This window comes from Acinetobacter venetianus RAG-1 = CIP 110063, from assembly GCF_000368585.1.
Classification (GTDB): domain Bacteria; phylum Pseudomonadota; class Gammaproteobacteria; order Pseudomonadales; family Moraxellaceae; genus Acinetobacter; species Acinetobacter venetianus.
The window spans coordinates 380,771-406,637 of sequence record NZ_KB849558.1 but is presented as its reverse complement, the minus strand read 5'-3'; the positions used below and the strand labels follow the sequence as shown (position 1 = coordinate 406,637).

Below are 25,867 nucleotides of genomic sequence, written 5' to 3'. Positions count from 1 at the left end.
TTTAGTCGGAATTCATAAAATTTAGACATCTAGTCTAACCATGTGTATCGAATCATGCGCCTTACAACTCGCGGTCGTTACGCAGTGACTGCTCTACTTGATTTAGCTTTGCAGCCAACTGAACAAACGATCACGCTTGCGGAAATAGCAGCACGCCAATCCATCTCAGTCGCTTATTTAGAACAGTTATTCGCGAAACTTAAGCGTCATGGGTTAGTTTCAAGCGTTCGTGGTGCTAACGGTGGATATCATCTTGCACGCAATGCCACTGAAATCACTGTGCTAGAAATTATTGAAGCTGTAAATGAAACTGTCGATGCGACGCGTTGTGACCATAAAGGCAACTGTCAAAATGGTGCAATGTGCTTGACGCATGACTTATGGCAAGAACTCTCCCACCATATTGCCGATTATCTCGCAAAAATCTCCCTTGCTGATCTGATTGCTCGTGACAACGTTCAAACAGTTGCACTACGCCAAAATTCAGTAAGTTTAGATTCAGCCCTTCTATCGGTTACAGGTATTTGACATGAAACGTCCAATTTATCTTGATTATGCAGCAACTACGCCAGTACTTCCTGAAGTTGCAGAGCGTATGATGGAATGCTTAACTTTCGAAGGTACATTTGGTAATCCAGCATCACGTTCACATGCGTATGGTTGGCAAGCTGAAGAGAAAGTTGAGTATGCTCGTGAACAAGTAGCAAACTTAATCAAAGCTGATCCGCGTGAAATCGTGTGGACTTCTGGCGCTACTGAATCTGACAACTTGGCGTTGAAAGGTATTGCTCAGTTCTATGGTTCAAAAGGCAAACACATCATTACAAGTAAAATCGAACACAAAGCTGTGTTGGATCCTTGCCGTGAACTTGAAGAACAAGGTTTTGAAATTACATATTTAGAGCCAGAACCACGTACTGGTTTAATTACTCCAGAAATGGTTCAAGCTGCTTTGCGTCCAGATACGATTCTTGTATCACTCATGATGGTGAACAATGAAATCGGTACAGTGACTGATGTTGCTGCAATTGGCGAACTCACTCGTGCAAATAAAACATTCTTGCATGTAGATGCTGCACAAGCGGCGGGTAAAGTTGAAATTGATCTTTCAACAATGAAAATTGATTTGATGAGTTTTTCAGGTCATAAAATTTATGGCCCTAAAGGGATTGGTGCACTTTACGTTCGCCGTAGCCCTCGTGTTCGTTTAAAAGCTCAAATGCACGGTGGTGGTCATGAACGTGGTATGCGTTCTGGCACTCTAGCGACACATCAAATCGTTGGCATGGGTGAAGCTTTTGAAATTGCTGGCAAAACTATGCAAGCAGAACAAGAACGTCTTCGCCTCTTACGCGACAAGCTTTGGAATGGTTTCCAAGATCTTGAGCAAGTGTTCTTGAATGGTCACCCTACTCAAAACGTTGCAAACTATCTCAATGTCAGCTTCAACTTCGTTGAAGGTGAATCATTGATGATGGCACTAAAAGACCTTGCCGTTTCAAGCGGTTCAGCATGTACTTCTGCAACTTTAGAACCATCATATGTGTTACGTGCTTTAGGTTTATCTGATGAGCTAGCACACAGCTCGATCCGTTTCAGTTTTGGTAAATATACGACTGAAGCAGATATTGACCATGTGTTAACACTTACCAAAGCTGCTGTTGAGAAACTTCGTGAACTTTCTCCGCTTTGGGATATGTATAAAGAAGGTATTGACCTTTCAACAGTTGAATGGGCTGAACACTAAATTCATTGTAGTTTTAATTAACTCTTCATTGAAAACAGTGTTTTAACCCTCATATTTAATATTAGGCTGACCCCGAGGTTTGGAGAAGCGACATGGCTTATAGCGAAAAGGTAATTGATCATTACGAAAACCCTCGTAATGTAGGTATTTTGGATAAAAATGCAGAAAACGTTGGTACAGGTATGGTCGGTGCACCAGCTTGTGGTGATGTGATGCGTTTACAAATTCAAGTCGATGACAATGGCGTAATTGAAGAAGCTCGCTTCAAAACTTATGGCTGTGGTTCTGCGATTGCATCAAGTTCTCTTGTAACTGAATGGTTAAAAGGTAAGACACTTGATGAAGCTCAAGCAATCAAAAACATTGATATTGCAACTGAGCTTGCGCTTCCTCCAGTAAAAGTACACTGCTCTGTATTGGCTGAAGATGCGATTAAAGCTGCGATCGAAGACTATCGTGGTAAAAAAGCAAAAGCTTAATTGATTACCGAACAAAATTGGAGTTTTCATGATCAATTTAACTGAAAATGCTGCGACTCACATCAGCAATTACCTACAAAACCGAGGTAAGGGTGAAGGCATTCGTGTTGGTGTGAAAACTTCGGGTTGTTCTGGATTGGCTTACGTACTTGAGTTCGTCGATGATGTCGACACACATGATCAAATGTTTGAACAATTCGGTGTTAAAGTTTTCGTTGATCCAAAAAGCCTAGTTTATCTCGATGGTTTAGAGATGGACTATGTTAAAAACGGTCTCAATGAAGGTTTTGAATTTAACAACCCAAATCAAAAAGGTGAATGTGGTTGTGGTGAATCATTTACTGTTTAATCCACTCCCACCCTCTTTCTTTTCGTCAAAACAGTGTGTTCCGCACTGTTTTAACGTATTTATCAATAGCGGAATTCATCTCCCATGAATCATTTTGAGTTGTTCCAATTACCCGAAGCACTCGATATAGATTTAGCAGCTTTAAAAAAACAATTTTTAAGTTTGCAACAGCAATATCACCCTGACAAAGCAACTGACAAAGATCAAGCACTGATTAAGTCAAGCGAAATCAACCAAGCCTTCAAAGTGCTTTCACAAGTTGACAGCCGTGCTGCATATTTACTTGGTTTAAAGAAACAAGACCACCATCTTGACCAATCCATTAGCGATTTTGAGTTCTTACAATCTGCACTTGAAATGCGTGAACAATTGGATGAAGCAACTTCTTCAGCACAATTGCACACATTAAAAGTTGAAGTGCAACAATGGATTGATGGTCTAGTACGTGAGTTTAAAATTGATTTTGCGGACGAAGATTGGGCTGAAGCACGTGATACTGTTCGTAAACTGCGTTTTTTCCAACGTGTTATGAATGATATTGATAAGGCTGAAGATCGCATACTAGATGAAGAAGAAAGCTTCGATCTAGATGATGATTTTTAATCCGCTATTACCAATTATTTTCAAGGGATACCTCACGCATGGCACTTTTGCAAATTGCTGAACCTGGTCAATCGACTGCCCCGCACGAACATCGTATTGCGATTGGCATTGACTTGGGAACAACCCACTCTTTAGTGGCGACAGTGCTATCGGGAAAACCGAAAGTTCTACAAGATGACAAAGATCGCGTTTTATTGCCATCTATTGTTCACTATGCAAAGGATTCAACAACGTTTGGCTATGAGGCCAAACCGTTTATGATGACTGACCCAAAAAATACTGTCGTTTCTGTAAAACGCTTTATGGGGCGTTCACAAGCAGATATTAAATTTCAACATCCGTATACACTTGTTGGCGCAGAAAATGAGATGCCAGCATTTGAAACTGCTGCTGGTCGTAAAACGCCTGTTGAAATTTCAGCTGAGATTTTAAAACAACTTAAAGATCGCGCTGAAGCAAGTTTAAACAATCCTGTAAATGGTGCCGTCATTACAGTTCCCGCTTACTTCGATGAAGCACAACGTCAAGCAACGCGCGATGCAGCTCAACTCGCTGGTTTAAACGTTTTACGCTTATTAAATGAACCTACAGCCGCTGCGGTTGCCTATGGTTTGGATCAAGAAACTAATCTAAGCACTGATCGCAACTATGTGATTTATGATTTAGGTGGCGGTACATTTGATGTATCTATCCTACGTTTTTCACAAGGTGTATTTGAGGTTTTAGCGACAGGTGGACACACTGCGTTAGGTGGCGATGACCTTGACCGTTTAATCGTAAAATGGGCAAAGAAACAGCTCAATATCGAGACATTAAGTGATGAAGAATATGCTGTCTTTGTTGTTGCTGCCCGCCAAGCCAAAGAATATTTAACGGATCATGAATCTGCCGAATTAAAACTATTGGATGACCGTCTTACTTTAGACCGTCCAACTTTTGAATCGATTATTCAGGTTGCTCTTGATAAGACAATAAGTGTTTGCAAACGCGTATTACGTGATGCAAAACTTGAACTTGATGAGATTGAGCATGTTGTTTTAGTCGGCGGTTCAACCCGTTCTTATGCCGTTCAAAAAGCTGTACGTGAGCTATTTGAACGTGAACCATTATGTACAATTAATCCAGATGAAGTTGTCGCGATCGGCGCTTCTATTACAGCAAATCAACTGATTGGAAACAGCCAAGACGGTTCATTATTGCTTGATGTTACTCCACTGTCACTTGGCTTAGAAACCATGGGTGGTTTAGTTGAACGCTTAATCTCACGTAACACAGCAATTCCGGTTGCTCGCCGCCAAGAATTCACCACTTATCAAGATGGTCAAACAGCAATGTTAATCCATGTGGTACAAGGTGAACGTGATTTAGTAGAACATTGTCGCTCATTGGGTCGCTTTGTATTACACGGTATTCCGCCAATGACTGCTGGTCAAGCGCGTATTGAAGTGACATTCCAAGTTGACGCTGATGGTTTATTGACAGTTTCAGCTAAAGAGACCACCTCTGGTGTTCAGGCGCAAATTGATATTAAACCATCTTACGGCCTATCTTCAGCAGATACTGAGCGCTTACTGGTTGAAGGTTTCCAATACGCAGAAGAAGATAAACATCTTCGTCACTTGCAAGAAACCAAAGTTGAAGCACAACGTGAGTTGGAGGCTTTAGAGCAAGCGTTAAAAGCAGATACTGATTTGCTCTCTCAGCAACAGGCTCGTGACTTAATTCTTGCTGCTGAAGCGTTAAAAGCCCGTCTTAAGACAGATGAGCTTGCAGCGATTGAACATGCTGTTCAGCAACTTAAAATTCATAGCGATGCCTTTGCTGCGCTTCGTATGAACCGACATATTGACCATGCCTTAAAAGGTACGAAACTTGAAGATTGGTCAAACTCAAACTAAAGGTATAGGTGATCAATATGCCACGTATTAAAGTTCTTCCTCATGCACAAATTTGCCCTGAAGGTGCAGAATTTGAAGTCGAACATAACGCCAATTTATGCCAAAGTTTATTAAAAAATGGCATTAAAATTGAACATGCTTGTGACATGTCTGCAGCCTGTACCACTTGTCACGTGGTTGTGCGTAAAGGTTTTGACAGCCTTGAAGAGATGAATGATGTAGAAGCTGACTTACTTGACCGCGCATGGGGCTTAGAACCAGATTCTCGCCTGTCTTGCCAAGTAGAGATTGTTGATGAAGATTTAGAAATCGAGATTCCTAAATACACCATCAACCATGCTTCGGAAAATCATTAACGATATCTAAATCGATTAATTTCCAAAGTTCAAATAAAAACTCTTCGTTCACGAGGAGTTTTTATTTATTAAGAAAAATAAATAAACACAGCAAAATCACGGCTAAAAAGAGCAAGAAAAACCGACTAAGTTTAGTTTTTGATGAACTTGTAACAGCAGATTCTCGCGGTATTTGTTCTTCAAAAATTTGAGGTAATTTAGGTTGAAGTAGAATTTCTTCTAAATATACTTTATTCGTAATCTTATTAAGAACCTCTTTCTCCACATCATATAAACCACCACCATTTTCTCGTGCAGCCAGTTCCAGCCACTTATCTTTAAAGAAGTTATTTGGCCAAAAATAAGATGGTAAAGGCATAATATAATTGGGGTTTTGCTCTGACACAATGATTGGAAAAACCTTCATTGCAAGAAGTCCACCTGGTAAATGTCGATACTCAAACCACATGGAAGACATCTTTAAGGGTAAAGTCGCTAAACTTTGTGGAAAAGGATAATTAAATACTCGTGTAAATTCATTGGTCAAATGCGCTGCATAATTCTGTTGATCCAAGACCTTTGGAGTAGTTCCCTTTAGGGAAAACAATTGCTCTGCCGCTTCCACAAGTTGAACAGGCTGCATTTTCCCCGATGGATCAAATACAACCTCTCCAGCACACGATATCCACTCAGGTTCAAATAAATTCCTATTCGCTTGTACCAATGATGCCCAGACAATTTTACCCGTCGTATATAACATACGCATTGCTTTGATTTGACCATAAAGCGGATCTTCATACATCCACATAGAAGGTGCTACCTGTAAATACGGTCTTAATGGTTTTGGCAAATTTAAGATTAAATCCTTAATATCCAAATTATCCAGCATCACCGTATTTAGGTTTTCTATCACTTGCTGCATTCTTTATTTATTCTCTTTATTAGCATTAAGATATCAACAAAACTTCGGTACGATTCTTTCCAAGAAACCATACAACGATTGTTCCACTAGAAATAACAGTTTGAATTAAAAAAATTATACTGAGGATTATCTGACTTCATCATCCAAAGTCAGTTTTGGGATACCCTGAGCATTAGTAATTTTTTGCTGAGTTTTAATACGCTGGATCATTTTCTCCAAAATTTCGACCAATTCTGGATATTCATAGTTCTGTACTTCTTCTAAGTTCAGCACTAAATGGAAGCCTTTATATTCAAAATCAAACCATTTTTGAGTGTCTGACTTCTTACCAGTGAACTTCTCCATAACCTGCCAAGTTTTAACAGGACCTTGAATCCCTTTTAAATAAATTGGCACTTTAGGAACACAAAGAAATTCATTTTTAATGAGCTGATGCGTATCGTCAGCAATCAGAATTTCATCAACTTCTGCTGCCGATTGTAAGCGTGCAGCAAGATTCACATCACGCCCAACAATGGTATAAGCCATACGATGTGAAGCACCATAGTTTCCAACGTGGCAATACCCTGTACTTACACCCATACGGATATGTAACGCAGGATAACCCATCTTCTTCCAACGTTCACGTAAGAGCTTCATTTGCTGACGCATCGCAATCGCCATTTCTACACAAGATTTTGCATCTTGCTCAACACCTTGCGAGTTTGGATCACCAAAAAAGATCAGAATCGCATCACCCATGAACTTATCGACAGTCGCTTCATACTGCTTCGCTATCTCTGTCATATGACTGAGATAATCATTGAGTAAGAAAGCTAAATCGTCTGGGATTAGTGTTTCTGAAAGCTCAGTAAAACCTTGAATATCTGAAAAGAAGATTGTTAATTTTTTACGCTTATATTCAATCTTTGCTTCGGCCTCACCACGCATAATCGACTGCCATAATTGCAGTGGTGCATATCGACTCAACTGATTCGCGAAAGCAATATAACGCGTCATTTGGTTATGATAATGCTGACGTTGCTGACCAAGAATATTGATACGACGATGCTGATAGTAGTTTCCAATCACAATAAACATCATCAAACCCAGTAAACTGACGACGGTCAGCTCTGGATTCGTTGGCTCAAAATATTCTTCTGCGCCAAAAATGAAGAATGTACAGAAATAGAAAGTTAAAACACCGATTAGCCCAATCAAACAAGCAACAGGTAATGTGATTTTATTATTGAGACCAACGTAAAGTAATGCAAATAAGATTGTAAATGTTGGAACTAAACTTAAATGCAACCCAGCTAAAACGATTGCAACAATGACTGCTTCACAAGCAAAGAGAACATTTTTTTCTGTGTTTTTATCAAATTTGTACTGTAACCACTTTTCTAACTTTGGACAAAACAGAAAAAAAACAAATAATAGAGGAAGGATGTAAAGTTGATGGTTAGCACTTGAAGAGGTAAATGTATAAATTACCAATATCAGCGACAGTATCGAATATCCCATCAACCGATGAAAATATGCGAACTGTCTAGGTTCTTTATCAATCAACCTATCTAGTGGCACCCTTAGCTCCTTCCTTATTATAGAAGACTGTTTTTATTCTGTTGTCTAAATCAGTCCATACGCCAATCAAATGGCATATCGCCTTGACCGCGTAGTGCAAGCATCAAAGTCTGGCGCATATGAGCGAGAACATCACTGCTATATGGTACAGCTGGAGTTCCCCAAACTGGCTTCGGCCAAGCAACATCATTTTGGTAACGCACAACATGATGAAAATGAAGTTGAGGTACAACATTACCTAAAGCGGCAACATTCATCTTATCTGCACGGAACACACGTGAAAGTTGGCTAGACAACCAGCTTGATTCACGCAAAAACTGCTCTTGATCTGCTTGGCTAAGTTCATATAACTCAGTGATTCCCGGTACACGCGGCACAAGAATCAACCAAGGAAATTGCATATCATTCATTAAACGACATGTTGAAAGCGGAAAGTCGCCTACAAAAAATGTATCTTGAGCAAGTTGTGGATGCAAACTAAACATATCTTTATAAATGATGCAGAATAATGATGATCAATACTATCACATCAGTTTTGATGTGAATATTATTAGTAACCTGTTTGATTACAAATAACAATGATTTTCCTCATTTATTACATATACATCAGACCAAAGGACTATTCATTGGCTAAAGACCACACACATTGATCATTTAAGCAGCAAAAATATACTTTTCCACTAACTATGCAATTCAGTAAGAAGCTTATTCAGCAAATCAACAATAAATTGGATGCGTTTATCATACTCAGCCAATTGCACCATGACTTTTAAGCGCTGACCACCTTCCATACGATAGTAGGTTGGATTCTTTTGCATGAGTTGAATAATGCTAATCGCTTGCACTGGGGTGTCTGGTGCAAACTCAATGTAGCCACCATTGCTATTGATATCAATTTTAGTGATGCCTAATTGCTCTGCTCGCAAACGAACTTGATGCACACTGAATAATTGCTTCACTGGTTGCGGAGGGATACCAAAGCGATCAATCAATTCCATACGGATATTATCGAGCTTCTCTTGTGTATCGGTATTACTAATGCGCTTATAAAAGAGTAAACGCTGATGTACATCACCCAAATAATCGTCAGGAATCAGTGCTGGCATATGCAGATTGATTTCAGCAGTAAGTGACAATGGCGCATCAAAATTGGGGGTTTTACCTTTTTGAATTGCTTTGGTCGCTTTTTCCAACATTTCCATATACAAGCTATAACCAATCGCCTGCATTGAACCACTTTGCTGTTCACCAAGTAGTTCACCTGCACCACGAATTTCCAAATCTTCGGTTGCCAGCATGAAACCTGCACCCAAAGTCGAAGCACGTTGAATTGCATCTAAACGTTTTTCAGCATCACCTTTGAGATGTTTAATGGATGGAACTAATAAATAGGCATAGGCTTGGTGATGTGAACGTCCAACACGACCACGTAGTTGATGTAACTGTGCCAAACCAAGTTTGTCAGCCCGTTCAATTAAAATGGTATTGGCATTTGGAACATCAATCCCAGTTTCAATAATCGTCGAGCAGACCAAGACATTGTATTCTTTATGGTAGAACTGTTGCATCACTTGCTCGAGTTCACGTTCACGCATCTGACCATGTGCAACAGCAACACGCGCTTCAGGCACAAGGTTGCGAATGTTTTCCGCTGCTCGTTCAATCGTATCGACTTCATTATGTAAGAAATACACCTGACCACCACGTAACAACTCACGCAGAATCGCCTCTTTCACAGAATCATCTGTATGCTCTTGTACAAATGTTTTTACTGCTAAGCGGCGTGCAGGTGGAGTCGCGATAATCGATAAATCTCGCATTCCTGAGAATGCCATATTTAGCGTACGCGGAATCGGTGTAGCAGTAAGTGTGAGCATATCGACATCTGCACGTAGTGCTTTGATGCGTTCTTTATCTCGAACACCAAAACGATGTTCTTCATCAACAATCATCAAACCCAAATTTTTAAACTGAATGCTTTCTTGCAAAATCTTATGTGTTCCAATCACTATATCGACTTTGCCTTCTGCCAAATCTTCGATCGTTTTCAAATGGGTTTTATTGCTACCAAAACGAGAAAGCACTTCAATACGAACAGCAGTATCGGCAAAACGATCTTTGAAAGACTCATAATGCTGCTGAGCTAAAAGTGTGGTTGGAACAAGTACAGCAACTTGTTTGCCATTTTGCACCGCCACAAAGGCAGCGCGCATTGCTACTTCAGTTTTACCAAAGCCAACATCACCACAGACCAAACGATCCATCGGTTTGGCAAGTTGCATGTCATGCAAAGTTGCTTCAATAGCATTGGCTTGATCCAGTGTTTCTTCATAGGCAAAACCACTGGAAAACTGCATATAACCAGTATGATCTAACTCAAATGCAAAACCAGGTTTCGATTGACGGCGAGCTTGAATATGCAACAGCTCCGCAGCAACATCATGAATTTGCTCAAGCGCTTTGCGTTTCGCTTTGCTCCACGTATCCGTGCCAAGTTTATGTAATGGTGCAAGGTCTGGATCACCACCACTATATCGACTGATCAGATGCAAATTGGTCACAGGCACATAAACTTTTGCACCATCGGCATAATCGAGCTGCAAAAACTCGTGATCTTGCTGATCAATTTCTAATGTAATCAGACCCGCATAACGTCCAACACCATGATCAATATGTACGACAGGCGCACCGATACTCAGCTCAGTTAAACTGCGAATTAAAAACTCTTCTGAAACTTCTTGTTGGCGTTTTCGGCGGCGTTGTACCACACGATGCTCATAAAGTTGGTTTTCAGAAATAACAGATAATTGACCTGTGAGCAGCAAACCACGATCTAAAGGTGCACTGGTAATTGCAACGTGTAATTGTTCTTTTTGGAATTGTGCAAAACTCTCTACATTCTGAATCTCCCCCAATACAGAACGTAGTGCATCTTTTAAGGTCTCACGACGACCAGCACTCTCGGCGACGAGTAAAACAGGATGTTTAGCTTGATCGATATAATGTTTGACTGCTTCAAAAGGTTGCTCTTTTTTGGGATCAACTGCTAATTTGGGTGGTTGTTCAGCAGCAATATTCAACACACCTGATTTGGCATCAAATGCATCTGCAGAGGCTAAAATACGAGGAAATTGGTTGAGTGCCTGCAATACGTGATTCGGCATTAAAAATAAATCTTCTGGCGGAAGAATCGGTTGATCAATATTATGACGACGATCTTCATATCGACGCACAACTTCTTTCCAGAAATTAATCAGCTCATCTTCAATTTCATTATTTGTAATGACAACGCAATTCTTTGGTAGGTACGTCATAAGCGTACTTTGTGATTCCATCAATTTCTTATCGAAAAATAATGGTAGATAGAACTCTAAACCAGGGGTTGCAATCCCCTCTAGCACATCCTGATAAATTGGATTTTTCTTTGGATTGGCAGTTGGGAAGCTTTCAGCATAGCGATCTCGAAATGTAGAGCGTCTTTCTTTAAGTGGAAATTCTTTTGCAGGTAAAACAGCGAAGTTTTTTAGAGATTCCGTAGTACGTTGCGTTTCTGGATCAAAGAATTTTAAGCTCTCAATTTCATCATCAAACAAGTCGATACGAATCGGCTGGTCTTGTCCAGATGCGTAGATGTCCATAATACTGCCACGAACTGCAAACTCACCATGATCATAAACCGTATCAACCAAGCGATAACCCGCTTGTACCAGTTGCTTTTTCTGTGTTTCTAAATCAAGCTTTTGACCGACTTTAATATCAAAGTGTTCGCCCACAACCCACGAATATGGTGCTACACGTTGCGCTAAAGTACTTGCAGCAATCAGCAAAATGCCCTTTTGTGGCATATTGGAAAGAAGTGCCAAACGCTCAGACACAATATCCTGATGTGGAGACAAACGGTCATAAGGCAAAATTTCCCAATCAGGAAAAATCGTTGGCTTGATGTCATAGAACTCAAGTTCACTTTCAAGTTGAGCAAGGTGCTGATTATTTCTTGCGACAATCACATATAAATTAGAATTCTGCGTAGCAATTTCTTTAAATAATAGTGCTGCTGATGATCCGAGTAGTGAACCAATCCAGCGTTTTTCGCCCGCTTTGAATTGTTGTAAGTTTAATTGAGAGATTTCTTGTTGAAACATAGAGAAAATCATGCAATCTAAAAAGATAAGTACCCTATTTTAGCATGATGTTTTTTAGTTGAAGTAGAAATTCGCAGTTGAATTAAATGCATTCTAATTTACTTAGGCCATTTTATTTGATATTTTATTCACGTAATTTAAGTTTAATAAAGCTAACTGCCAAAAAAGATAAATTTAATTTTATATTTAAAAACAAATATTTAAAAAAGTGAGAGATTCTAACAAACTTATGTTAACTAACATTCCTACATATCAAATTCGCGCCGTTTATAACCATAAAACGATACGTGTATATCAAGCTTATTCTGAAGTTATTGCTAACTCCGCTCTAAAAAATCAAACCTTTGTTTCGCCGCCATTCAAGATGGAAAGAATGACGTGGATTAAACCCTCATTCCTTTGGATGATGTATCGCTCTGGCTGGGGATTTAAAGATAATGGACAAAGCCGAATCTTAGCTGTTGATATAACGCGTGAAGGTTTCGAATGGGCATTGGCACATAGTTGCCTAAGTCACCGTAATCCATCAATGAATGAGGAACAGTGGCAACAACTCAAAGCGAGCTCTCCAGTCCGAATCCAATGGGATCCTGAACGAGACTTAAAATTAAGTCCTCTTGACCATAGAGCAATACAAATAGGCCTAAGTCATGAAGCGGTTCAGTTATATGTGAATGAATGGATCACATCAATTACAGATGTTACCCCTCTAGCTCATCAGATTCATGCATTAATAGAAGAAAATAAATTGGATGAAGCTACTCAACTATTACCTCTGGAAACAATTTATATCCCATAAATAAACCATGGCATATTTTTAAATCTCATGCCATGGCTAAATTCTTAACGGCTTAAAAATGTATGTTGGTTCTTAAAAGCAATTTCCTAGCAAAAATTTAATCTAAACATCAATTTTAAAACCTAAATTAACATCACAAGCCGCTTGTCCACCACGAACACCAAAATTTTCTGAAGGCAACTCTCGAAGCATAATTTTCACATGATCTTTAGGAATGCCTATCGGTTCAAGATTATGCACAATCAATTTATACAACTGACGCTTGGCATCTAAAGAGCGTCCAAGAAATGCATCAATACTAATCAATGTATAACATTCTGGTTTTGCCTTTTCAGGCGGGCATTGAAAGCGATGTGCTTCATGCACAATTAAACGCACATTCCGATCACTGGCCATGATTTTAAAAGCATCTCTCAGTGCCGTATGCACTGCCTCCATGATCTCCAGCTCAACTGCGACTGGATATTGTTGTCTAACTTCAATAAGCACACTTGGCATGTTTTTATTCTCCAACGACCTAGCGTCATTAAATTTTGGTATTGTTTCTTATATTATTTAAAACTTGCTCTCACGATATTAAATCAACTTGAGCAATCTGACTTTATCAATACTGTAATCAAATCATGCTGAGCTGCCAGCAATAAAAAAGCACTCTTCAGTTAATCCTGAAGAATGCTTTTCATCAAACAATTATGATGATGCAAATTTTGCATTTGGAAAGAAACGTCCTTCAACAATGTCATAGCACCATTGGAAGATAAACGTATACACCAAAATACACATCGTTAAACCAAAATCTAAAATCAAAGCTTCAATGAACGACATATTCATCATATAAGCAATAATTGGAATCGTTGCGAGCATCAAACCGCCCTCAAATCCAATCGCATGAAGAATACGTATACGAATCGTTCTTTGCCATTGATATTTATGTTCTATTTTTTCGAAATAATGGTTAAAGATCATATTCCAGATGACCGAAATGACCGCCATGATTGCACCTAGAATACCTGTGACTTCTAATGGCATACTAAAAATAAAACTTAACGCAATTGCGATGATGACCAATAAAATCACTTCATAGCTAATCGCATGAACGAGTCTTCTTTTGGAAATCAACATTTTTAAACACTCTCTTGTTTGGATATTATGCATTTTATTTTTATAATTTTGATTAATCCAATCAGGTTCTTTCAGTTTTTTTGACAGATGAATATAAATCAAGAACAACTTCTCATGTTTCAAACCGTCATTGAAACAGGTTCATTCTCTGCTGCTGCACGTAAGCTAGGCAAAGTCCCCTCAGCAGTAAGTATGTCCATCGCCAATTTAGAAATTGACCTCGATCTAAACTTATTTGAGCGTGTTGGACGTGAACCAAAACCAACAGATGAAGCATGGGCTTTATATGAGAAAACACAGCAATTACTGATTGAAATGAATCAGTGGAAGCAACATGCTCATGCTTTAAGTACGGGTTTAGAATCTACACTTAATATTGTGGTGGTTTCTGAGTTACTGCATACCAATTGGACAGATTACATCACCCTACTTGAGCAACACTTCCCGAGTCTTGCGATTAATATCGTGTCTGCACCTCAAGAAGATGCTTTACAAATGTTGCTCGATCAGTCCGCACAACTCGCACTGATGTTTGAGAGAGAGCACTTGGACAGCCGCGAACAATTTGTTGAATTAAAACGAGAAGCTCTCGTTCCTGTTGTTTCAAATATTCATCCGCTTGCACAACTTCAAGAAGTTTCTTTTGAACAAATGATCCAAACTCGACAAATCGTAGTCGCGAGTCGTGATAATACAATTAAGCCAGAATTACTTTATTCTAAAGATTATTGGCGCACCGATAATCATCATTCTGCATGCATGATGATTGTCCGAAATTTGGGTTGGGGTGTTTTACCTTTAGAAATGTTTAATGAAAACCCTGAACTGAAAAAGAAATTAAAAATTTTGGAACTTTATGATTTCACGCCTAAGTTTGAATACTACGTCGATCTTGTTTGGAGTCGTGAAAGCGAACTTGGTGCAGCAGCAAGATTTCTGATTAAACATATCAGAACTCAACGTCAACAAACGAATAAATAAAAAGCATTCTATTGCATAAATAAATGCGGCAATGCCATGCTTTGATTTCACACAGTTTATGTTATAAAGAAGTTATCCGTAATTTTGTTTATTAAGAACGCTATATCAATGACTGAAACTGCATTACACCAATTAAAGAATCTAACAACTGTTGTAGCTGATAGTAGCGACCTAGAGGCGATTGAAAAATTTCGTCCACTAGATGCAACAACCAACCCCTCATTGATTACTGCCGCAGCAGAACAGCCAGAAAGCAAACAGCTGATTGAAGATGCTTATACACAAGCAAAACAGGAAGGCTATCAAAGTGATGCGCTGATTGAACGTACCATTGATATTTTAACGGTTAAATTTGGCGTTGAAATTTTAAAACTGATTGATGGTCGAGTTTCAACAGAGGTTGATGCTTCTCTTTCTTATAATACTGAGGCAACAATTGCCAAAGCGCGTGAGCTTTCTAAACTCTATCAAGGCTATGGCATTGCTCAGTCACGTATTTTGATCAAGATCGCTTCGACATGGGAAGGTATTCAAGCAGCGAAAGTACTTGAAGCGGAAGGTATTCCTTGCAACCTCACTTTGTTATTTGGTTTACATCAAGCTCAAGCTTGCGCAGATGCGAAAATCACTCTGATTTCCCCATTTGTTGGTCGTATCTTAGATTGGTATAAAAAAGCTGAAGGTGTTGAGCAATATCCAATTGAAAAAGATCCTGGTGTACTGTCTGTTAAGCAGATCTATAATTATTACAAACAGCAAGGTATTCAAACTCAAGTGATGGGCGCAAGTTTCCGTAGTACGGCGCAAGTTCTAGGTTTAGCAGGTTGTGATTTATTGACAATTGCACCAAGCCTGTTGTCGCAACTAGAACAAGATCAACAGCCTGTTAAAGCTCAGTTGTCAGTTGAAGTGGCGGAACAAGCAGAAAAAATCGAACGTCCAGTTCAAACCAAAGAAAGTTTCAAAGCTGAACTTGAACAAGATTTGATGGCATTCCAATTGCTACAAGGCGGAATCGATGGCTTTATCAAAGCACGTGATCAACTCAGTTTATTGCTACGTCAATCTTTTGGTATTGATGCTGAAATCAAAGCATAATTAGTCGAATTTTCACCTATAAAAACCGATTTTTGCTATATTAGCGAAAATCGGTTTTTTAATGAGTTTAACGTGTTCGGCATAACAGATTTAACCACGTATATCATTGGTACAATCTTGATCGTGTTATTACCTGGACCTAACTCTATATATGTGATGTCAGTGGCATCACGTTACGGTATACGAACTGGTTATGCTGCTGCTTGTGGCGTATTTACAGGCGATTTTATCTTAATTATTTGTACTGTATTAGGCGCAGCTTCACTATTAAAAGCATTTCCGATTTTATTTATCGTTTTAAAATTATCTGGTGCTTGTTACCTCGCGTATTTAGGCTTTAAGTTATTGCAAAGTGCTTTTCAAACATGGAGTCGACCAACGCAACATGCTGAAATGGCTGATTTACCACAATTAGATAAAGTTCATCCTTACCGTACAGCACTTAGTATTAGTCTGCTTAATCCCAAAGCAATTTTATTCTTCCTTTCTTTTTTTGTTCAATTCGTAGAACCCAATTACGCTTACCCTGCATTAAGTTTTTTAATTTTGGCAATTATTCTACAAATCATTAGTTTTAGTTATTTAACCGCTTTAATTTTTTCAGGTGTAAAGCTTGCTAACTTCTTTAAACATAATTACAAACTCGCAGCTAGTGGTATTTGTTTAGTCGGGCTTTTATTTTTTGGATTTGGTTTAAGACTTGCAACTTCAACCATTTCTTAGTTTTAATTTTGCAGAGATGATCAGTTTATTCAATCGCCTAAATACTTCGATTCATTTGTGATTAACGATATACTTTTCAACAAATTTTAATCAAGTTTAGATGCATAGATGCAACGTCTCCTTCAAGATTTCTCGATTCCCGCGGTTTTTGCTGGCTTTATTACTTTTCTTATCGGAATTAGTGTTTCAGCCGTACTGGTGATCCAAGGCGCCCAATCTTTGGGTGCAAATACTGCTCAAATTAATTCTTGGTTTTGGGCGCTTGGGCTTGCAATTGGTCTATCTGGATTAATTTTATCTTGGAAATATAAGTATCCTGTTGCAACCGCATGGTCAACGCCAGGTATTGCCTTGATTATTGCATCTACAGGACATTACGATTTATACGAAGCAATTGGTGCTTTCCTTATTTGTGGGATTGCAATTGCTGTCGTTGGCTTTTCAGGTATTTTCCAAAAATTATTGGCTCATATCCCCCAAAGCCTGACCTGTGCAATGCTAGCGGGTATTTTATTAAAATTTGGAATACAAATTTTCAGCAGTTTAGAAACTCAGCTTGGTTTTATTCTAAGTATGTTAGTAATCTATCTCGTATCTAAACGTTTATTCCCTCGTTACAGTATTGTTCTTACTGTTATTGTAGGGGCTATCATCTGCCCTCTATTCATTGATTTTGAACTTCATGCAACCACATGGTCTTTGACACAACCTGTGTGGATGCAACCTTCATTTTCTTGGTCTGCCATTCTTGGACTTGCCTTACCGTTGTTTGTGATCAATATGACTTCACAAAATTTACCGGGTATTGCAATGATTCAAAGTTATGGTTATCAACCACATGTGAATCAATTGGTTGGTTGGACAGGTATTGCACACACCGTTTTTGCACCTTTTGGCTGCTTCTCCGTTAACTTAGCAGCAATCAGCGCAGCAGTAAGCTTAGATGACCAAGTACATCCTGATCCAAGCAAACGTTATATCGCAGGGATTAGTTGTGGTTTGTTTTATATTTTAATGGGGCTTTTTGCCGCGACTCTAGTCAGTCTACTGATGTCGTTCCCACAAATTTTTATTGTCGCACTTGCAGGAATTGCCTTATTTGCAACAATTAGCCACAACGTAGCAGTCGCATTTTCAAATGTCGAAGAACGTGAAGCAGCTTTACTTACCTTCCTATGCAGCGCATCAGGTGTTCAATTTTGGGGTATTGGCTCAGCATTTTGGGGATTATTGCTTGGAATTTTCGTACTGATCTTATTTAGATTTAAAACAAAAAATAAGCCTTAGAGATTAAGGCTTATTTAGAGAATACGTTCTATTTACCCTCGAAATCCTTCTGAACCTCTTCATCATTTAAAATACGGCCAGCTTGTTTTGGCCGTAATAAAGGTGAAGTTGGACGAGGATGGCGGTGTGAATATTGTAAACCTACCCCTGCATAAACATCATCTGCGGCAATTTCTGTCTCAAAACGCTCTTCATCCCGCTCACGAATTTCATCACTAATCCGTTTGACTTCATCTTCATCAACACCAAGACGATCCAAAATTACACCACCAAATTTGATTGCAGATTCAAAGGTCTCACGAATCATATAATCCACTTTTTGTTTCACTAAGTGCAAAGAATGTTCACGATCATATGAGCGAACTAATAGCTTTGCTAAAGGAAATTCATGTGTAACCAGTTCAACGATACGATTAGTTGTTTCTTTACTATCAACACATATAACGATTGCTTCTGCTGTTGAAGCACCTGACGCATGTAAAATATCTAAACGACATCCGTCACCATAATAGATTTTAAAACCAAACTTTTCTGCGTTTTGGATCATATCAATGTCATTATCGATAATGGTGACATCAACACCTCTGGCCAATAATAACTGACTAGCTACCTGCCCGAAACGACCAAAGCCGATCAACAAAATACGACCACTAAGTCCCTCAGCAACATTGACATTTTCCAACGAAACTTCGTTTTTACTTTGAGTAAATCGTTTAAATACCACACCAAGAATCGGTGTTAGCACCATTGATAAAACCACAATTGCTGTCAAATTTGACTTAACTGTATTATCAATCACCTGAGCACTCACAGCCGCGGCAAAAAGTACAAAAGCGAACTCACCACCCTGCGCCATCAATAAAGCTCGATCTAAAGCTTCTGTATGCGAACTTTTGGTCATACGTGCAACAACATAAATCATCAAGGCTTTGGCAAACATCATGGCCAAAACGCCACTTACGATCAGCTGCCAGTTCTGTTGTACCACAGATAAATCTAAAGACATCCCCACACCAAGGAAAAATAGTCCTAATAAGATGCCTCTGAATGGTTCAATATCTGCTTCAATCTGATGTCTAAAGGTTGACTCTGATAACAATACACCTGCAAGGAAAGCGCCCATCGCCATCGACAAACCACTGACCTGCATTAACAATGCTGCACCTAATACGACTAAAAGTGCCGCGGCTGTCATCACCTCCCGCGCTTTAGCTGCTGCCAAGAGTCTGAATAGTGGATTCAGTAGCCAATAACCCGCAGCGATTAAACCTGCGATGGCAATTAAACCACTCCCAATATTTTCTAAGCGCGCTGATGTAGTTTCGACCACATGATTTGGTGCCATGAATGCAACAATCGCCAATAACGGAACAATCAACAAATCTTCGAATAAAAGTATTGCAACAACTTTTTGTCCGTGTGGTTGTGCAATATCACCGCGATCACCCAATAACTGCATCACAATTGCAGTTGAGGTTAAAACGAAACCAGCCGCCCCAATAAATGCAACTTGCCATTGAAAACCAAAGAGTAAGCCGACACCTGTTAAAGCCAAAGCACAAGCAACAATCTGTAATGTGCCTAAACCAAAGATTTCACGTCTAAGACTCCATAAATGTGACGGTTGCATTTCTAAGCCAATCACAAATAGATACATCACGATACCAAGTTCCGCAATATGTAAAATCGAAGTAGAATCATGAAAAAAAGCAAAACCAAATGGGCCAATGATAAGGCCTGCAATTAAATATCCTAATACGGACCCTAATCCAATACGCTTAAAAATGGGTACGGCGATAACAGCCGCAGCTAATAAAACTACAGGCGCAATTAAACTGATTGAGTGTGCCTCTGAACTCATACTGTTCTCATTTTTATCAATTTGATTTTATTCTATTTGAAACACGAAAAGACTTATATACCATTTATGAGACAATGCTTCTCAATCTATTTTTTAATGATCTAGAAATAAAAAAATCGCCACGGAGGACGATTTTAAATTTGATTAAACAACTTTCTAAAGCTCTTTTACCACAACTGTCTTAGCCATTTTGTCATGCCAACCCTGTTTTTTAGGATCAAAAGCGACCCAGATCAAACCTATAAATAAAACTAAAGTGGCTGGAATATAACCAATATAGCGAATAATTCCTTGCCCAACAGTAACATTATTTCCTGTTTGCTCATCCAATACTTTTAAACGTAATAGACGTTTACCGGGTGTTCCTGCAAATTTGATCCAACAAAAGATATAAAAAATAGCACTGAGAATTTGACCTAGCCAATCAGCCCAAGTCCAACCCGAAAAATTATTACTCACATTAGGTGCAATAATCATCATAATTAGTATTAGAGCAACTGCCACGATAATCGAATCAATAATTGCTGCGCCCACTCGTATCCAGAAACCTGCATACTCATATTTATATGACATTAGCCCCTCTCATTTTATTTCTATAAATGAATAAATATTTATACATAATAACGGCTAAGCATATCATTTATACAGTATTTTGTTTTAACTCTCGATCAAAAAAATCAACTGTACGTTGCCATACGACTTTGGCCTCAGGCATGCCGCGGCTTACACTTCTGAAACCATGCGGCATATTGTAGGTATAGGCTTCAACTCGATCGCCTAATTGCTGAATCAACTTTTCTCTTTTCGATTTTGGACAAAATGGATCGACATTCGCCCAATGTCCTTGCAAAATTCGAATATCATCTAAGGATTCTTTTTTCGGCACACCAACGCCCTCAACCCCTAAAGAATGATGATAAACCACAGGAGCTAACATATCTTCACGTTTGGCCATTTGAATCACATAGCCACCTGTTAAACATTGTCCCAACATGCCTAAACGCCCATTTGAGCGTGGATCGGATTTCAAAGCATCCAATAAAACATGAATCTCTTGATTTACTCCACTATCAGCAGCATTACTTCGCCCCGCTTTACTCACCATCGCACGGATACAATATTTGACTGCACCACCATCAAACAAATTAGGTACATAAACGAGATAGCCGCGATCAGCTAAATCTTGGGCATCCTCACGATAAACATCAAGAATACCGAATAACTCGTGTAGCAATAAAATTGATGGCACTGCCCCCGATGTTTCTTTAGGTGCGTACACTTCTACTTCTATTTGGCGGGTGGGTAATGTGATTTTTTTTATTTCCATTTTAGTCATCCGTAATATTCGAATCGATTTTATACTATTTATGACAATGCTTATTGTCAAATAAAAAAGGATGGTTTGTACCACCCATTCTGCAAGGCATTCATTTAACTCTAATAGTTTATTAGCGCAGGTTTAACATTCAATCGAATTGACAGCTAAACCACCTTTGGAGGTTTCTTTATATTTATCTGACATGTCTTTACCTGTTTCTTTCATAGTTTGTATGACTTTATCCAAAGACACATGATGTTCGCCATCGCCATGTAATGCCATTTGCGCTGCATTAATCGCTTTTACCGCAGCAATTGCATTTCGCTCAATACACGGCACTTGTACCAAACCACCAATAGGATCGCACGTTAAGCCTAAATTATGCTCCAGACCAATTTCAGCAGCATGTTCAACTTGCTCAGGTGTGCCATTTAAAATTTCTGCTAAACCAGCCGAAGCCATTGCACATGCTGAGCCAACCTCGCCCTGACATCCAACTTCTGCACCTGAAATAGAAGCATTCAATTTACATAAAATTCCAACTGCTGCTGCGCTTAAAAAGAATTTTACGATGGTATCTTCAGACTCATCTTTTGAAAAATTTACATAATAGGATAAAACTGCTGGAATAATGCCTGCTGCGCCATTGGTTGGTGCTGTTACCACTCGACCACCTGCGGCATTTTCTTCATTTACTGCAAGAGCAAATAAGTTGACCCACTCCATTGCATTAAAGGTCGTTTCAATCAAATTTTGATTTTCTTTTCTTAATAACCGTTGATGAATATTTTTGGCTCGACGTTTTACATTTAATCCACCCTCTAAAACGCCCTCATGCTCTAATCCGCTTTGGATACAGGTCTGCATTGCCTTCCAAATTTCGATAATTTTAGTGCGTATTTCATCTTCAGTTCGCCAGCTTTTCTCATTTTCCAACATCAAATGACTAATACTGCAATTATACTTTTTACACAGCGCTAGTAACTCTTTGGCCGTTTGAAATGGATAAGGAATTTGCGTGTTGTCTTCAATGAAACTGCCATGATTGACATGACTTTCATCTAAAACAAAACCACCACCAATTGAATAATAGGTATTGGCATAAACCTCTTGTTCATGTTTGTCATACGCGACAATTTTCATCGCATTTGGATGATAAGCTAAGGCCTCATCGATAAAAGTAATATCTCGGTCAGCATCAAAATCAATCAGTTTTGTACCATCAACTTTTAGTTTTTTAGTCACTAAAGCTTGATCTAGGATCAATCGACTTTCTGCAATATCAATCGTTTCAGGCTCATTACCCATGAGACCTAATATTGTTGCCTTATCTGTACCGTGTCCGATTCCTGTGGATGATAAAGAACCGTATAAGAAAATTTTGACTTGCTCAATATTCTGTAGATCACCACGCTCTTTCAGAACTTGAACGAATCGATACGCTGCTCGCATAGGGGCAACAGTATGGGAACTTGAAGGACCAACACCAATTTTAAAAAGATCAAATACACTCAAAGCCATCTGTGATTATTCCTGTAATGTCCCATTTTTATTTTTATGATTTTTTAGTGGGGAAAATTCCGTATTCAATAAAAAAAGAATAGCCACAACCGTAAACGACTGTGGCTAACAAAAAGCTTAAATCAGATTAGATACTCAATAAAGAGTTTAATGTTTCAGATACATTTTTCGACTTCACCTTTGGCTGTAATGCTTTTAGGGCTTGTTGAACTTGAGTACGTTGCGGCTCGATGAGTGTGTACCAACGTGAAAGCACTTGCAGCAAACGTGATCCTAAAATCGGGTTTTTCTCATCTAAATATGCAGCAAGCTGAACGAAATGATCAACGCCATAACTCCATGTATTTACAGGATTCGCCGCTAAACCACCGCTAACTGAACGAATACGGTTCGGTGTACCTAGATCATAATCAACGTGTTTGGTTAGATATTCAATGGTCTCTGCTGTTGCGCATGGATTTGAAGCTTGAATCATAAACCATTGATCTAAAGACAAGGCTTCATCTTTGAAACGATTATAAAAATCATCTAAAGCCGCCTGTGCTTGTGGTGCATCATTCCAAACTAATACACGTAAAGCACCTAAACGTTCAGACATATTGCCTGTCTGTTGATACTGTTCATAAGCCAATTCAAATACAGCATCATCACCTTGACGGGCTAACATATTCAACATGATATTTTTTAGCGCACGAACACCCATTGCCAAAGAAAACTCTTTTTGCTGATCTGGATCTAAAGCAAGATAAGTTTCTTTCCAGAATGATCCTAATTCACGCGCTAAACGATTGAGCACAGACTCGCGTTTTTCACGAACAATTTCTGGCTCATAGTCTTGATCAATACGACTACCCAAATAGTTTTCACTTGGTACATCAAACAGACGTGAAGCGAGTAATGGATCTTTATTCACTAAATCTGGCAATGTATTTTTAATCGCCTGAATATAAGTATCTGCTTTATGATCTTCTAATAGGATACGTTCTAATAACGTTTGAGTTGCTTGCCATTGGTTAAAACCGTTGGTTTCATGCTGAATTAAGAACGCTAAATCATCATTCGAATAATCAAATATCAAATTCACTGGTGCAGAGAAATTACGTAATAATGAGGCAACAGGTTGTTCAGTTATGCCTGTTAACTCAATCGCTGCCTCATCCGTATCAAACAGATAGACACCATCTTTCACATCATTTACAAATAAATCAGTGCTATGCAATGTATATTGCTCACCTGTATTGGCATTGAATAATGCCAAAGCAACAGGAATCGGAACAGCTTTCAAATTTGAGTATTTTGGATGTGCTTTTAAACTTTGTTTAAAGCTCAAACGATAAATTTGCGCAGCAGCATCATATTCACCTTTTGCTTCTAACTTAGGTGTCCCTGGCTGGTTATACCAAGTGAGGAAGTTAGACAAATCCACACCTGAACCAGCGCTGAGTGCAGCAACCCAATCTTCAACGGTTACGGCTTGACCGTCATGACGAAGGAAATATTCATCCGTCCCTTTACGATATTTTTCTTTACCTAATAAAGTCGCCATCATGCGGTTAATTTCCGCACCTTTCTCATACACTGTCGCAGTATAGAAATTATTAATTTCCACAAAATGATCTGGACGCGGAGGGTGTGATAACGGACCAGCATCTTCAGGAAATTGATGTGATTTAAGTACAGCAACATCATCAATACGTTGTACTGCGGCTGACTGCAAATCTTCAGAGAAAGATTGATCACGGAAAACCGTTAAACCTTCTTTGAGGCAGAGCTGGAACCAATCACGACAAGTAATACGATTACCTGTCCAGTTATGAAAATATTCATGCGCAATCACAGACTGCACACGCATAATCGCAGCATCCGTAGTGAATTCTTCATCGGCAAGTACACATGAGGTATTAAAGATATTGAGACCTTTATTTTCCATTGCTCCCATGTTGAACTGGCTCACAGCCACAATCATATAGTTGTCCAAATCATAAGGACGACCATAGTGTTCCTCATCCCAACGCATAGAATGCTTTAAAGCTTCCATCGCAATATGACATTTTGGAATATCTTTTTCGATGGCATAAATTTCTAATGCAACGTCACGCCCTTCTGAAGTCGTATAACGATCTTTCAGTACCGCCAAATCACCAATCACACAGGCAAATAAATAGCTCGGTTTTTTGGTTGGATCTTGCCAAATCGCAAAATGACGGCCATCACCTGCCTCACCTGTTTCGAGCAAATTACCATTGGCCAATAAAACTGGATATTTTTTATCTGCCTCTACACGTGTAGTAAATACTGAAAGTACATCTGGGCGATCAGGATAGAAAGTAATTTTACGAAAACCTTCTGGCTCATTTTGCGTAACAAATAAATCGCCAGCTTTATATAAGCCTTCAAGTTGTGTATTTGATTCTGGATGAATAATGACTTGTGTTTGAAGAATGACCTCATCTGGTGCATCTGTGATCTGCAATTGTTCACTGTCTAGAACGTATTGATCTGCACTAAGCATCTGACCATTGAGTTGAATCGACTTTAGCTCTAAATCACGGCCTAAAAGCGTTAATGCGCCTGCTGCCTGACGCTTCATCACTAGTGTTGAATCAACAATTGTATGATCATCATAAACTTGAATATCTAAATTAATTGATTCAACCAAGAACGATGGCTTTTGATAATCTTTTAAATAAATGGTTTGATCCGTTTGAACAGGAGGTTGAGCCGCGATATTCATCAGTATTCCTTATCTTTCATGATTTCATGTATATGGTCTTGTCGACAAGACTTCTTGAAGCGTCTTTTATTTGCATAAATTATGCCGTTTGGTCTAAAAACCTCGCCTTGGAACAGTTACTACCACGAGTATCTCAGACATCTGCACAAATCATACGCCAACGAATAAAAACTGTCTGTAAGACCCGACATGCGTTTAAAATTTTTATTGGGTTGAGACTGTCTATTTTCAAATAGAATTTGAAGAATCAGCTTATCGTTTAGACAAAATTACAACATAGTTTTCTCTTTATAAATAAAAGTGACAAACCTCTCTGCATTTCATCGCTTAATTTACATTTTTTTCGTTAGCTTTACATTTTGTGCACGGTTATTGCTTAAACATA

The 25,867-nt window shown here is 38.9% G+C and carries 23 protein-coding genes; 12 read left to right on the top strand and 11 right to left on the bottom strand.

The genetic code is table 11. The annotated features are described in order from the left end of the window. The first annotated feature begins 54 nt into the window (after positions 1–54). The 7 genes from F959_RS07375 (at position 55) to fdx (ending at position 5,432) form a co-directional block, all read left to right on the top strand. Positions 55–528 (top strand): Rrf2 family transcriptional regulator, encoded by a 474-nt coding sequence (locus tag F959_RS07375; protein ID WP_004878735.1) that lies wholly within the window; start codon positions 55–57, stop codon positions 526–528. 1 nt (position 529) lies between these two features. Further along, positions 530–1,747 (top strand): IscS subfamily cysteine desulfurase, encoded by a 1,218-nt coding sequence (locus tag F959_RS07370; protein ID WP_004878733.1) that lies wholly within the window; start codon positions 530–532, stop codon positions 1,745–1,747. Positions 1,748–1,839: 92 nt separating this feature from the next. Beyond that, positions 1,840–2,226, top strand: a complete 387-nt coding sequence (gene iscU / locus F959_RS07365; protein ID WP_004878732.1) for a Fe-S cluster assembly scaffold IscU — start codon at positions 1,840–1,842, stop codon at positions 2,224–2,226. Between the two features lie 28 nt (positions 2,227–2,254). Continuing rightward, positions 2,255–2,575, top strand: a complete 321-nt coding sequence (gene iscA, locus F959_RS07360) for an iron-sulfur cluster assembly protein IscA (RefSeq protein WP_004878730.1) — start codon at positions 2,255–2,257, stop codon at positions 2,573–2,575. Between the two features lie 84 nt (positions 2,576–2,659). Then, positions 2,660–3,178, top strand: a complete 519-nt coding sequence (gene hscB, locus F959_RS07355; RefSeq protein ID WP_004878728.1) for a Fe-S protein assembly co-chaperone HscB — start codon at positions 2,660–2,662, stop codon at positions 3,176–3,178. Between the two features lie 38 nt (positions 3,179–3,216). Next, positions 3,217–5,076 carry a Fe-S protein assembly chaperone HscA gene (hscA, locus tag F959_RS07350; RefSeq protein WP_004878726.1) on the top strand — a complete coding sequence of 620 codons (1,860 nt, stop codon included), beginning with the start codon at positions 3,217–3,219 and terminating at the stop codon, positions 5,074–5,076. Positions 5,077–5,093: 17 nt separating this feature from the next. Beyond that, positions 5,094–5,432: an ISC system 2Fe-2S type ferredoxin gene (gene fdx, locus F959_RS07345; protein ID WP_004652975.1), complete on the top strand. Its 339-nt coding sequence runs from the start codon at positions 5,094–5,096 to the stop codon at positions 5,430–5,432. Positions 5,433–5,493: 61 nt separating this feature from the next. Here the strand turns inward: fdx and F959_RS07340 are convergent, their stop codons facing one another. The 4 genes from F959_RS07340 to mfd all read right to left on the bottom strand — a co-directional run bounded on the left by F959_RS07340 (position 5,494) and on the right by mfd (position 12,038). Continuing rightward, the gene (locus tag F959_RS07340) at positions 5,494–6,333 is read right to left on the bottom strand and encodes a hypothetical protein (protein WP_004878724.1); all 840 of its coding nucleotides are present in this window, start codon (positions 6,331–6,333) and stop codon (positions 5,494–5,496) included. Between the two features lie 126 nt (positions 6,334–6,459). After that, positions 6,460–7,896: an adenylate/guanylate cyclase domain-containing protein gene (locus tag F959_RS07335; RefSeq protein ID WP_004878722.1), complete on the bottom strand. Its 1,437-nt coding sequence runs from the start codon at positions 7,894–7,896 to the stop codon at positions 6,460–6,462. Between the two features lie 50 nt (positions 7,897–7,946). Further along, positions 7,947–8,381, bottom strand: coding sequence for an HIT domain-containing protein (locus tag F959_RS07330; RefSeq protein ID WP_004878720.1), 435 nt, complete (start codon positions 8,379–8,381; stop codon positions 7,947–7,949). Positions 8,382–8,576: 195 nt separating this feature from the next. Further along, on the bottom strand, positions 8,577–12,038 hold the full coding sequence (gene mfd, locus F959_RS07325) for a transcription-repair coupling factor (RefSeq protein ID WP_017196631.1): 3,462 nt from the start codon (positions 12,036–12,038) through the stop codon (positions 8,577–8,579). 229 nt (positions 12,039–12,267) lie between these two features. On the opposite strand from mfd, the gene F959_RS07320 reads away from it, so the two are divergent. Further along, positions 12,268–12,837: a DUF4291 domain-containing protein gene (locus F959_RS07320; protein WP_004878717.1), complete on the top strand. Its 570-nt coding sequence runs from the start codon at positions 12,268–12,270 to the stop codon at positions 12,835–12,837. Between the two features lie 102 nt (positions 12,838–12,939). On the opposite strand, the gene F959_RS07315 is transcribed toward F959_RS07320, so the two are convergent. After that, a complete protein-coding gene (locus tag F959_RS07315; RefSeq protein ID WP_004652967.1) occupies positions 12,940–13,335 on the bottom strand; it encodes a tautomerase family protein in 396 nt (131 codons plus the stop codon). 192 nt (positions 13,336–13,527) lie between these two features. Further along, on the bottom strand, positions 13,528–13,959 hold the full coding sequence (gene aceI, locus F959_RS07310; RefSeq protein WP_004878716.1) for a chlorhexidine efflux PACE transporter AceI: 432 nt from the start codon (positions 13,957–13,959) through the stop codon (positions 13,528–13,530). Positions 13,960–14,046: 87 nt separating this feature from the next. Between aceI and aceR the strand changes: the two genes are divergently transcribed. The 4 genes from aceR (at position 14,047) to F959_RS07290 (ending at position 18,048) form a co-directional block, all read left to right on the top strand. Next, a complete protein-coding gene (gene aceR, locus F959_RS07305; protein WP_004878715.1) occupies positions 14,047–14,940 on the top strand; it encodes an HTH-type transcriptional regulator AceR in 894 nt (297 codons plus the stop codon). 108 nt (positions 14,941–15,048) lie between these two features. Continuing rightward, positions 15,049–16,038, top strand: a complete 990-nt coding sequence (gene tal / locus F959_RS07300; RefSeq protein WP_004878714.1) for a transaldolase — start codon at positions 15,049–15,051, stop codon at positions 16,036–16,038. Positions 16,039–16,110: 72 nt separating this feature from the next. After that, positions 16,111–16,761 (top strand): leucine efflux protein LeuE, encoded by a 651-nt coding sequence (leuE, locus tag F959_RS07295; RefSeq protein WP_004878712.1) that lies wholly within the window; start codon positions 16,111–16,113, stop codon positions 16,759–16,761. Between the two features lie 108 nt (positions 16,762–16,869). Then, complete coding sequence (locus F959_RS07290; protein WP_004878709.1) at positions 16,870–18,048, top strand: benzoate/H(+) symporter BenE family transporter; 1,179 nt, start codon at positions 16,870–16,872, stop codon at positions 18,046–18,048. Positions 18,049–18,076: 28 nt separating this feature from the next. On the opposite strand, the gene F959_RS07285 is transcribed toward F959_RS07290, so the two are convergent. From F959_RS07285 to pepN, 5 genes are all read right to left on the bottom strand, one after another. Continuing rightward, on the bottom strand, positions 18,077–19,909 hold the full coding sequence (locus tag F959_RS07285) for a monovalent cation:proton antiporter-2 (CPA2) family protein (protein WP_004878708.1): 1,833 nt from the start codon (positions 19,907–19,909) through the stop codon (positions 18,077–18,079). A gap of 156 nt (positions 19,910–20,065) precedes the next feature. Beyond that, positions 20,066–20,482, bottom strand: a complete 417-nt coding sequence (locus tag F959_RS07280; RefSeq protein WP_004878705.1) for an RDD family protein — start codon at positions 20,480–20,482, stop codon at positions 20,066–20,068. 67 nt (positions 20,483–20,549) lie between these two features. Then, positions 20,550–21,236 carry a dienelactone hydrolase family protein gene (locus F959_RS07275; RefSeq protein WP_004878703.1) on the bottom strand — a complete coding sequence of 229 codons (687 nt, stop codon included), beginning with the start codon at positions 21,234–21,236 and terminating at the stop codon, positions 20,550–20,552. Positions 21,237–21,368: 132 nt separating this feature from the next. After that, positions 21,369–22,748: an L-serine ammonia-lyase gene (locus tag F959_RS07270; protein ID WP_004878702.1), complete on the bottom strand. Its 1,380-nt coding sequence runs from the start codon at positions 22,746–22,748 to the stop codon at positions 21,369–21,371. A gap of 127 nt (positions 22,749–22,875) precedes the next feature. Beyond that, positions 22,876–25,482, bottom strand: a complete 2,607-nt coding sequence (pepN, locus tag F959_RS07265) for an aminopeptidase N (RefSeq protein ID WP_004878701.1) — start codon at positions 25,480–25,482, stop codon at positions 22,876–22,878. Between the last annotated feature and the right edge of the window lie 385 nt (positions 25,483–25,867).